This is a genomic window from Streptomyces sp. NPDC047869 (genome assembly GCF_040704065.1).
In the GTDB taxonomy this organism is placed as follows: Bacteria; Actinomycetota; Actinomycetes; order Streptomycetales; family Streptomycetaceae; genus Streptomyces.
In genome coordinates this window covers 167,396-178,151 of record NZ_JBEYRK010000016.1, presented here as the reverse complement: position 1 = coordinate 178,151, position 10,756 = coordinate 167,396, and the positions used below count along the sequence as shown (strand labels likewise).

Below are 10,756 nucleotides of genomic sequence, written 5' to 3'. Positions count from 1 at the left end.
CTCTACGAGCACAAGGTGTTCGTGCAGGGCGCGGTGTGGAACATCGACTCCTTCGACCAGTGGGGCGTGGAGCTGGGCAAGGTCCTCGCCAAGCGGGTCGAACCGGCCCTGACCGAGGGCGCGGAGGTCCCCGGCCTGGACGCCTCCACCCGGGCGCTCGTCGCCAAGTACCGGGAGCTGCGCGGCCGTAGCTGACCCGTGCGGTACGCCGGGCCGGAGGCGGGCGCCTTCGGCCCGGCGTACCGGCTCCCGGTGCTCAGGCCACCGCGCTCAGCGTGTCCGCCTGCCGCCTGCGTGCCGCCCGCGCGGCGGGCAGCGCGGTGAGGGCGGCGGCCCCCAGCACGGCGCCCGCGCCCAGCGCGAGCAGCAGTCCGGGCGGGGGCGACTGGGCGATCCCGGCACCGATGCCGCTGGAGTCGCCCTGGGCGTCGATCAGCCGGTGCGCCAGTGGCAGCCCCAGCGCCGTACCGGCGACCGCCGCCGCCAGCGCCGTACAGGTCGTCGTGGTGACGGTGATCGCGCCGATCTGCCGCGGTGACATGCCGATCGCCCGCAGGGCCAGCACGTCCCGCTCGCCCTCCCGGACGCTGCCGCCGATCGCGGTGAGCAACTCGACCAGACCGATGAGGGCGAGTACCGCGACCAGCCCGGCGACGACCGCGCGCAGCGGGGACAGGCCGTCGGCCGGGTTCGGCACGGCAGCCACGTCCAGGTGGCCGTGCCCGGCCGCGGCGAGGGCGGCCGCGACCCGCTGCGGATCGGCGCCGGGGCGCAGCCTGAGCTGGTAGAACGCGGGGGACAGGGCGGGGTCGTTCTCGCGCAGGGTGTCCACGGAGGTCGTCACGACCCGGCCGGCGTTCTGCGGTTCGAGGCTGCGGCCCACGATGTGCAGGATCTGCGGCCGCTCGCCCACCGTCATCCGCACCCAGTCACCGACCCGGACGTGCAACAGGTCGAGCAGCCCCTGACCGGCCACCGCCTCGTCCGGGCCGCGCGCGGCCCGGCCCTCGGCGAGCGCGTACGGATAGGGCCGGTCGTCGGTGCCGAGGCCGCGCAGGGCGATCGTCCCGGTCTGCCCGGGGACCAGCGCGGCCACCTCGACCCCCGGATATGCGGTGACCACTCGGTGGTCGGCCGCCAGCACCGCCCGTACCCGCGCGTCGCCCAGGGCGCCGTCCGAGCGGACCGCCAGCGCGGCCGGCAGACCCACCCGCTCCGGGCTGCTGTGGAACCGGTCGATGGTCGTCCAGGCGCTGAGCGCCACCACGATCAGCGTCAGCGGCAGCGTCAGCCGGGCCACTCCGGCCAGCGACCGGCCGCGGCCCGCGAACGCCTTGTGACAGCCGAGCACGAGTGCCGCCGGCAGCCGCAGCCCCAGGGCACCGCGCGCCAGACCGGTCAGCCGGCTGCCCGCCGGAGCGGACGGACGCGGCACCGGCACCGGCGGCACCCGGCCCGCCCGCCAGGCCGCGAGCCCCGTCGTCAGGCCGATGAACAGCACCGCGCCCACGGGCACGGCGGACAGGGCCACGGTGTGCCCCGGCAGGGTCTGCCACACGCCCACCGCGTCGCCGAGCCGCCCCGGGACCCGGCTGCCGCACCCCTCGGTGAGCGCCGCGGCGGCCACCGCGCCGAGCGCCGCGTACGCCAGGTGCTGCAACAGGAAGACCCGCACCACCTGCCCGGGCGTGAAGCCGATCGCCTTCAGCACCGAGATGTCCCGCAGATGGCCGCGGATGCGGGTGCCGATCGCGCCGTGCACGGCGAACCCCGCGGCCGCCAGCGCGCCCAGTCCGAAGAGGCCGAGCACCTGGCCGAGCAGGCGGTTCTCGCCCTGTGCCGCGGCCCGCGCCTGCTGCCAGGTGGAGACCTCGCCGACCGCGCCCGCGCCCAGCAGGGTGACGGCGCGCTGCACCACGTAGTCCGTGTCGGCCGGGTCGCCGAGGCGCAGCCCGGTCACCTGACCGCCGGGGGCGCGCACGGCGGAGGGCAGCGCCCAGACCAGGCCGGGCTGGGAACCCGGGCTGTAGCCGGGCTCGGCGCTGTCCGCGATGCCGGCCACGGTGAGTGTCCGCGCGGTGCCGGGCAGCGTGAGGGTGTCGCCGGGCTCGGCCAGCAGCGCCCGGGCCAGCCGGCTCTCCAGGACCACGCCGTCCGGCCGCCCGGGGGCCAGCCAGTGGCCGGCGGTGAGCACCGGGCGGCCGACCGGGGGCAGCCGCCCGGTGCCGCGCAGCTCCACCGCGGCCCGTGTGCCGCGGCCGGCGACCGTGGCGGACTCCGTGGGGTAGGGGCCGGCGACGGACTCGACACCGTCCAGCCGGGCGAGCTTGCGGGCGTCCGCCGAGGGAGCGGTGTGGATCCACACGTGGGCCCCGTGGGCCTGGGTAAAGGTCCGCTGCCAGGGATTGGTGGCGTAGCCGAACAGGGCGGCGGCCAGCAGCAGGGAGGCGACGATGCCGGCGGTGGCCAGCGTGATGAACAGCGCCTCGCCGCGGTGCGTGCGCAGATCGGAGTGGGCCCAGCGCAGGGTGGCTCGCACGAATCAGTCCCCGGTCCCGCGGCCGGACGGCCGGCGCGCCGTCAGCGCGTGCGCCGCCGGTCGCCGCGTCATCGGTCCGTGCACTGTCACTCCGTGCGCCGCCCGGCCGCGCGCCGTCAGTCGGTGCACCGTTCGTCCGTGCGTCATCAGTCCCTCAGCTCCAGCACGCCCGCCGTCCCCGGCTTCCGGGGCGGGGCGCCGTCCAGGACGGCGTCGTCGGCGATCCGGCCGTCGAAGAAGCTGATCACGCGGTCGGCGGCGCTGGCCAGCCGGGCGTCGTGGGTGACCAGGACGATGCTCTGCCCGCGTCCGTGGAAGCGGGACAGCAGCCGCATCACCTCGCGGGTGCCCTTGCTGTCCAGACTGCCGGCGGGCTCGTCGGCCAGCAGCAGCGGCGGATGGTTGACCAGCGCGCGGGCGAGCGCGACCCGCTGCTGCTCACCGCCGGACAGCTCGCCGGGCATGCTGCGCTCCTTGCCCGCGAGACCCAGCTCGGCGAGGAGTTCCTCGCGCTCGGCCCGGGCCCGCTTCGGGGGCACGCCGGCGAGCAGGGCGGGCAGCTCGACGTTGTCCGCGACCGACAGGTTCGACACCAGGTTGAAGAACTGGAAGACGATCCCGATGGCCTTGCGGCGCTCCACCGCCCAGCGCGCCTCGCTGAACGAGTCCGTGCACCGGCCGTCGAGCCAGATGCTCCCCTCGTCCGGCCGCTGCAGCCCGCCGAGCAGGTGCAGCAGCGTGGACTTGCCGGCTCCGGACGGCCCTGTGATCGCCACGAACTCGCCGCGCGCCACGCTCAGGCCGACCCCGCGCACGGCATGCGCGGGCGCGCCCTCGCCGTGGTGGGTCTTCACCAGTCCCTCGGCGCGCAGCAGCGGAACGGAGCCGTCGTTCACTCCAGTTCCTCCAGTTCCTCCTGGCACCGCTCCAGCCAGTCGAGGTCGGCCTGCAGATGCAGCATCGCGCCCTCGATGAGCAGCTGGGCGATTCGGTTGTCCCGGCTCTCGGCCGCGGCCAGTTTCGACAGATCGCGCATGGTGTTGAGGTACTGGCGCCGCTGCCTGTTGATGAGTGCGATCTGGTCGGCGAGACCGGTCTGCGGGGCCAGCGCGAGCTTCATGAAGAACTCGTCCCGTACCCGCGGCTCGTCCTCGGTCTCCTCGAACCAGGCGTGCAGCGCCTCCCGCCCGGCGTCGGTGAGGTGGTAGACCTTCTTGTTGGGCCGGCTCGACTGCTCGACGTCCTCGCCCTCGATCAGTCCCGACTTCTCGAGGCGGCCGAGGGTCACGTAGATCTGGCCGACGTTCGGCTGAGGGTACGCGGAGCCCAGCAGTTGCTCAAGGCCCTGCTTCAGCTCGTAACCATGGGCGGGGCCGCGCGCGAGGAGTGCCAGGAGGGGCAGGCGCACTCGTGCTCTCCTCCTAGTCCGCGAATGTGCTCCAGGCCCTAGTATCGCCCATACCTAACAGGTATACATGGCCTCTGACTCCCGGGCGAGGGTGCCCGGAGCCGGGTGTACGTGTTCAGGGAGGAACCTATGCGGTGGATGCGCGCCGCCGGTAGGGGGCTCCTCGTTCTCGCCGTTGTCCTCTCCGGGTACGTGGCCTCCGGCGCCCGCGCCGGCGAAACCGGTACCGGCGGGCGCGGACCGCTCACCCTGGCCACCGCCGGTGACCTGACCAGCTACCTCGGCCCGCTCCTGCGGGGCTGGAACCGGACCCACCCCGGCGAGAAGGTGACCCTCGTCGAACTGCCGGACTCCGCCGACGAGACGTACGCGCAGATGACCACCGATCTGCGCGGCGGTGACCGGGGCCGGTTCGACGTCCTCAACATCGACGTCAACTGGACGGCCGAGTTCGCAGCGGCAGGCTGGATCCGACCGCTGCCCGGCGACCGCTTCCCGCTCCGCAGCTTCCTGAAGCCGGTGGTGAGAACCGCCCGGTACGACGGGCGGCTGTACGCCGTCCCGTACGTCACCAACGCCGGGCTGCTGCTGTACCGCAAGGACGTCCTCGCCAAGGCCGGGGTGCCGCCGCCGCGCACCTGGGCCGAGCTGGAGCGCGACGCGAGGACCATCGCGCCGAGGTACGGTCTTGACGGCTACGCGGGCCAGTTCCTGCCCTACGAGGGCCTCACGGTCAACGCGGCCGAGGCGGTCTACTCGGCGGGCGGCACCATCCTCGGTGACGAGGGCGCCCGTGTCACCGTGGACTCCGACGCGGCCCGCGAGGGCATCGGCTTCCTCGCCCGCGGCCTGCGCGAGGGCTGGATCCCCAAGGCGGCGCTGACGTACAAGGAGGAGGAGTCCAAGGAGGCCTTCCGGGACGGCCGGCTGCTCTTCCTGCGCAACTGGCCCTATGCCTACGCGGCCGCCTCGGCCCGGGGTTCCAAGGTCGCCGGCCGGGTCGGCGCGGTACCGCTGCCCGGACCCGACGGACCGGGCAAGAGCGTCCTCGGCGGATCCAACCTGGCCGTCAACACCCATGCCCGGCACCCCGATTCGGCCGCCCGCCTGATCGCCTACCTCACGAGCGAGCGCGTCCAGCGCCAGGTGCTGACGCGGGGCGCGCTGCCGCCCGTGCGCGCCGCCCTCTACGACGATCCGGACCTGATCGCGCGGTTCCCCTATCTGCCGACCCTGCGCGCCGCCGTCATGTCGGCCGAGCCGCGCCCCACGAGTCCGCACTACGACCAGGTCAGCCTGGTGGTCCAGGCCGTCGTGCACGACGCGCTGACCGGGCGGCAGACGCCCTCGGCCGCGGTGCGCCGGCTGGCGCGCGAACTCGACGCCGTCGCCGACCGATAACCCTCTCCTAGTTACTTGTTAAGTAACGCTGACATCTCAACTGCGTTCAGGATGCCCCAATAGATCCCTGTTTGCGCACTCAACTCTCCAGTATCCTCCGTTCTTTTCATTGACACCCTCGCGACACGCCTACCTAACATGCATGCATAACTGCTGCCCTTCACAGAGACAGGCCCCAGGGTTGAACAGGCATCATTGGTGGCGTGACGCGGTGATCTACCAGGTCTACGTCCGCAGCTTCCTCGACAGCACCGGCGACGGCATCGGCGATCTGGCCGGCGTGCGCGCCGGACTGCCGTACCTGAAGAAGCTCGGCGTCGACGGGATCTGGCTGAGCCCGTTCTACCCCTCGCCCCAGCACGACCACGGCTACGACGTCGCCGACTACCGCGACGTCGACCCGCTCTTCGGCGACCTCGCCGAGTTCGACCTGCTGATGGCGGCAGCCCGGCGGCTCGGGACCAGGATCCTGCTGGACATCGTCCCCAACCACTGCTCCAGCGAGCACCCGTGGTTCCGTGAGGCGCTGGCCTCCCCGCCCGGCAGCCCGGCCCGTGCCCGCTTCCACTTCGCCGACGGGCGCGGCCCCGACGGCGCCGAACCGCCCAACAACTGGCACGCCATGTTCGGCGGCCCGGCCTGGACCCGGGTCACCGAGGCGGACGGCCGGCCCGGCCAGTGGTACCTGCACATGTTCACGCCCGAACAGCCCGACTGGAACTGGCGGAACCCGGAGATACCCGCGGAGTTCGACCGGACCCTGCGGTTCTGGCTCGACCGCGGCGTGGACGGCTTCCGCATCGACGTCGCCGCCGGGCTGTTCAAGCACCCCGGACTGCCCGACTCCGAAGACCCGGAGGCCGACGCCCGCACCCGCGACTCGGTCAACCCGCTGGCCTGGAACCAGCCCGAGGTGCACGACGTGTGGCGGCGGTGGCGGGCCACCTGCGAGGAGTACACCGCCCGCGACGGCCGCGAGCGCCTGCTGGTCGGCGAGGTCTCCGTGCCCACCGCCCGCGAACACGCCAAGTACGTCCGCCCCGACGAGCTCCACCAGGCCTTCTTCTTCGACCTGCTCGGCGCCCCCTGGGACGCCGACGCCTTCCGCAAGGTCGTCTCCGAGGCCATGCAGGACATCGCCGGCACCGGCTCGACCGTCACCTGGGTCCTCAACAACCACGACCAGGTGCGCACCGTCACCCGCTACGGCGAACCCGCCACCGGCGGCAGCGGCCTCGGCCCCGCCCGCGCCCGCGCCGCCGCGCTGCTGATGCTGGCCCTGCCCGGAGCCGCGTACATCTACCAGGGCGAGGAACTGGGCCTGCCCGAGGTCGTCGACCTGCCCGACGACGTGCTCACCGACCCGATCTTCCACCGCACCGGAAGCCGGGCCCGCATCCGCGACGGCTGCCGGGTGCCCCTGCCGTGGTCCGGGCAGGCCTCCCCGTTCGGCTTCACCTCCGGCGCTCAGAGCGCCAAGCCCTGGCTGCCGCAGCCGGAGTACTTCGCCGAGTTCGCCACCGACCGCGCCCTCGCCGACACCCGCTCCTTCTGGCACCTGTACCGCGACGGCCTGCAACTGCGTTCCTCACTGCCCCAGCTGGGCGAGGGCACGCTGCGCTGGCTGGACACCCCGCCCGGCGTCCTCGGCTTCGTCCGCGGCGACGGCCTGGTCTGCGCCGTCAACTTCACCACCTCTCCCACGCCCGCACCGGCCGCCGGCACCCCCCTGCTGTCCAGTGGGCCCTGCCCGGCCGGGGTGCTGCCCGGCTCGACGGCCGCCTGGTGGCTCACCGACCTCTGACCTCTCCTCCCCGCTCCACGTCAACTCCCACCCTTCGAAGGGACATCAAAGATGATGCGACGACGTACCACCCTGCTCGCCGGCTGCACCGCCCTCGCCCTGGCGCTCGGCGCGACCGCCTGCGGCGGCGGCCCCGTCTCGGCCGGCGGCGGCGACAAGGCACTCAGCGGCCAGACGGTCACCGTGGCCGGTGTCTGGTCCGGCAGCGAACAGAAGAACTTCCAGAAGGTGCTGGACGCCTTCACCGCGAAGACCGGCGCCAAGACCCAGTTCGTCTCCACCGGCGACAACGTCTCCACGGTCGTCGGCAGCAAGATCGAGGGCGGCAACGCGCCCGACGTGGTGATGGTCCCGCAGGTCGGCGTGCTCCAGCAGTTCGCGAAGAAGGGCTGGCTGAAGCCGCTGTCCGCCACCACGGGCAAGTCCGTGGACGCCGGCTACGCACCCGTGTGGAAGAAGTACGGCAGCGTCGACGGCACGCTCTACGGCCTCTACTTCAAGGCCGCCCACAAGTCGACCGTCTGGTACAGCCCCGACGCCCTCGCCCAGGCGGGAGTGAAGCCGCCGAAGACGTACGACGAGATGCTCAAGGCCGGTCACACCGTCTCCGACTCCGGGCTCGCAGCCTTCGCCGTCGCCGGGCAGGACGGCTGGACCCTCACCGACTGGTTCGAGAACATCTACCTCTCCCAGGCCGGCCCCGAGAAGTACGACGCCCTCGCCACGCACAAGCTGAAGTGGACGGACGCCTCCGTCGTCCAGGCGCTCGGCACCCTCGGCAAGCTGTTCAAGGACAAGCAGCTCATCGCGGGCGGCCAGAAGGGCGCCCTCAACACCGACTTCCCCGGCTCGGTGGAGAAGGTGTTCGGACCCAAGCCGCAGGCCGGCCTGGTCTACGAGGGCGACTTCGTCGCCGGCGTCGCCCACGACCAGTTCCAGCGGACCATCGGCAAGGACGCCGACTTCTTCCCGTTCCCGGCGGTCGGCGGCGGCGAGGCACCGGTGGTCAGCGGCGGCGACGCGGCCGTCGTCCTCAAGGACGGCAAGAACGCGAAGGCCGGGATGAAGCTCCTGGAGTACCTGGCGACCCCCGAGGCGGCGGCCGTGTGGGCGAAGGCGGGCGGCTTCCTGTCCCCGAACAAGAAGCTCGACCTCGCCTCCTACGGCGACGATGTCACCCGTGCCACCGCCAAGTCCCTCGTCGGCGCCGGTGACTCGGTCCGCTTCGACATGTCCGACCAGGCGCCGGCGGCCTTCGGCGGCACCAAGGGCACCGGCGAGTGGAAGCTCCTGCAGGACTTCCTGCGCGACCCGTCCGACCCGAAGGGGACCGCGGCGAAGCTCGAGGCCGCCGCGGCCAAGGCCTACCAGGACTGACCGGACCGATGACCGCCACCACACTCGTGTCCAAGGAGGCGGCCCCGCCTGCCGCCGGCGCGGCGCGGGGGCGCCGCGGCCGGCGGCGCGCCCGGACCGTCGCCCTGCTCTTCGTCTTCCCCGCCCTGCTCCTGCTCGGCGCGCTCGTCGTCTACCCGGTGCTGTTCTCCGTCGGCCGCAGCTTCTTCGACGCCTCCGGCACCCGGTTCGTCGGCGGCGGCAACTACGCCGAGATGTTCCGCGACCCGGCGACGCTGAAGGCCATCCGCAACACCACCATCTGGGTGGTCGTCGCCCCGGCCCTGCTCACCGGCCTCGGCCTGATCCTGGCCGTCCTGGTCGAGAAGGTGCGCTGGGCCACGGCGTTCAAGCTGCTGCTGTTCATGCCGATGGCGGTCTCCTTCCTCGCCGCCGGCATCATCTTCCGGCTCGCCTACGACGAGGACCCGGACAAGGGCGTCCTCGACGCCGCCGTGGTCTCCGTGCACGACGCCTTCAAGGGCACCTCGTCGTATCCGACGGCACGGGGCCGCGAGGGACTGCTGGACCAGGGCCGCGACGGGTCCTACCTCAGCCACGCGGCCGTCTCCCCGGGCGACTCGGTCACGCTGCCCATGGTCGGCGTGCTGCCGGGGGACCTGCCGCGGGACGCCGCGCCCGCCCGGCCGGCGGCGCGGCGCGCGGCCGCCGCCGGTGACCTGCGCGGCGTCGTCTACCTGGACTTCACGCCCGGCGGCGGAGGGAAGCAGGGCCGGGTCGACCCGAAGGAGAGCGGCCTGCCCGGCATGAAGGTCGAGGCGCTGCGCGACGGCAGGACGGTCGCGAGCACCACGTCCTCCTCCGACGGCTCCTTCCGCTTCACCGGACTCCGTGCGGGCTCGTACACGGTCAAGCTGCCCGCGTCCAACTTCGCGCCGCCCTACCAGGGAGTCTCCTGGCTCGGCCCGACGCTCGTCACCCCGGCGATCATCGGCGCCTATCTGTGGATCTGGACGGGCTTCGCGATGGTGCTGATCGGCGCGGGCCTGTCGAGCCTGCCCCGGGACGCGCTGGAGGCGGCGCGGATGGACGGCGCGAACGAGTGGCAGATCTTCCGCCGCATCACCGTGCCGCTGCTCGCCCCCGTGCTGACGGTCGTCTTCGTCACCCTCGTGATCAACGTGATGAAGGTGTTCGACCTCGTCTACATCATCGCGCCGGGACCGGTGCAGGAGGACGCCACCGTGCTCGCGACCCAGATGTGGCTCGTGTCGTTCGGCGGCGGCAACAACCAGGGGCTCGGTAGCGCCCTCGGTGTGCTGCTGCTCCTGCTGGTGATCCCCGCGATGGTCTTCAACGTCCGCCGCTTCCGAAGGAGTCAGCGATGAACGCGGTCAGGCGCGGCCTGGGCAACGGCCTGGTCCAGGCGTTCCTCGTGGTGATCGGCCTGGTCTGGGTGACCCCGCTCGCCGGACTGTTCCTGTCCTCCCTGCGCTCGGCCCAGGACACGGCGAAGGGCGGCTGGTGGACGGCGCTGGCCAGTCCGGGGCAGCTCTCCTTCGACAACTACTCGGCGCTGCTGAAGAACGCCGGCATCACCCAGGCCTTCTGGAACACCGTGCTGATCTCGGTGCCGACGACCGTCCTGGTCGTCGTCATCGCGGCCCTCGCCGGATACGCCTTCGCCTGGCTGGACTTCCCGCTGCGCGAACCGCTGTTCCTGCTGGTGGTGGCCCTGCTGGTGGTGCCGGTGCAGATCGGCCTGCTGCCCGTGGCCAAACTCTTCGGCCAGCTCGGCCTGTTCGGCACGATCCCCGGCGTGGTCCTCTTCCACGTCGCCTACGGCCTGCCCTTCGCGGTGTTCCTCCTGCGCAACTACTTCGCGGAGATGCCGAAGGAGATGCTGGAGGCGGCGCGGATGGACGGCGGCAGCGAGTGGCGCATCTTCACCCGCCTGGTCCTGCCGGTGGGGCGCCCCGCCATCGCCTCGCTCGCCATCTTCCAGTTCCTGTGGGTCTGGAACGACATGCTGGTCGCGCTGCTCTTCGCCGACAGCTCCTCCCAGCCCCTGACCGTGCAACTCCAGTCCCAGATACGCCAGTTCGGCAGCAACATCGACGTCCTGGCCCCGGGCGCCTTCCTCTCCCTGATAGTCCCCGTGATCGTCTTCTTCGCCTTCCAGCGCCACTTCGTCCAGGGCGTGATGGCGGGCTCGGTCAAGTGACCCCACCTGACGGGGACGACGGAG

The 10,756-nt window shown here is 72.5% G+C and carries 8 protein-coding genes and 1 pseudogene; 6 read left to right on the top strand and 3 right to left on the bottom strand.

What is annotated here, in order from left to right:
- Positions 1 to 195 (top strand): annotated as a pseudogene (locus tag AB0924_RS22010) (glucose-6-phosphate isomerase); the annotation flags it as partial.
- A 61-nt stretch (positions 196 to 256) separates the two neighbouring features.
- On the opposite strand, the gene AB0924_RS22005 reads toward AB0924_RS22010, so the two are convergent.
- The 3 genes from AB0924_RS22005 to AB0924_RS21995 all read right to left on the bottom strand — a co-directional run bounded on the left by AB0924_RS22005 (position 257) and on the right by AB0924_RS21995 (position 3,947).
- Positions 257 to 2,539: an FtsX-like permease family protein gene (locus AB0924_RS22005; protein WP_366912241.1), complete on the bottom strand. Its 2,283-nt coding sequence runs from the start codon at positions 2,537 to 2,539 to the stop codon at positions 257 to 259.
- Positions 2,540 to 2,685: 146 nt separating this feature from the next.
- Positions 2,686 to 3,435 carry an ABC transporter ATP-binding protein gene (locus AB0924_RS22000; RefSeq protein WP_358931641.1) on the bottom strand — a complete coding sequence of 250 codons (750 nt, stop codon included), beginning with the start codon at positions 3,433 to 3,435 and terminating at the stop codon, positions 2,686 to 2,688.
- The gene (locus AB0924_RS21995; RefSeq protein ID WP_358931643.1) at positions 3,432 to 3,947 is read right to left on the bottom strand and encodes a PadR family transcriptional regulator; all 516 of its coding nucleotides are present in this window, start codon (positions 3,945 to 3,947) and stop codon (positions 3,432 to 3,434) included. The genes AB0924_RS22000 and AB0924_RS21995 overlap by 4 nt, the downstream gene beginning before the upstream one ends.
- Positions 3,948 to 4,076: 129 nt before the next feature.
- Between AB0924_RS21995 and AB0924_RS21990 the strand changes: the two genes are divergently transcribed.
- The 5 genes from AB0924_RS21990 to AB0924_RS21970 all read left to right on the top strand — a co-directional run bounded on the left by AB0924_RS21990 (position 4,077) and on the right by AB0924_RS21970 (position 10,732).
- On the top strand, positions 4,077 to 5,348 hold the full coding sequence (locus AB0924_RS21990; RefSeq protein ID WP_358931645.1) for an ABC transporter substrate-binding protein: 1,272 nt from the start codon (positions 4,077 to 4,079) through the stop codon (positions 5,346 to 5,348).
- 142 nt (positions 5,349 to 5,490) lie between these two features.
- A complete protein-coding gene (locus AB0924_RS21985; protein ID WP_358931647.1) occupies positions 5,491 to 7,152 on the top strand; it encodes a glycoside hydrolase family 13 protein in 1,662 nt (553 codons plus the stop codon).
- Between the two features lie 51 nt (positions 7,153 to 7,203).
- A complete protein-coding gene (locus AB0924_RS21980) occupies positions 7,204 to 8,529 on the top strand; it encodes an ABC transporter substrate-binding protein (RefSeq protein ID WP_366912240.1) in 1,326 nt (441 codons plus the stop codon).
- An 8-nt stretch (positions 8,530 to 8,537) separates the two neighbouring features.
- Positions 8,538 to 9,896: an ABC transporter permease subunit gene (locus AB0924_RS21975; RefSeq protein ID WP_358931651.1), complete on the top strand. Its 1,359-nt coding sequence runs from the start codon at positions 8,538 to 8,540 to the stop codon at positions 9,894 to 9,896.
- Positions 9,893 to 10,732 carry a carbohydrate ABC transporter permease gene (locus tag AB0924_RS21970; protein WP_358931653.1) on the top strand — a complete coding sequence of 280 codons (840 nt, stop codon included), beginning with the start codon at positions 9,893 to 9,895 and terminating at the stop codon, positions 10,730 to 10,732. The genes AB0924_RS21975 and AB0924_RS21970 overlap by 4 nt, the downstream gene beginning before the upstream one ends.
- Positions 10,733 to 10,756 lie beyond the last annotated feature (24 nt).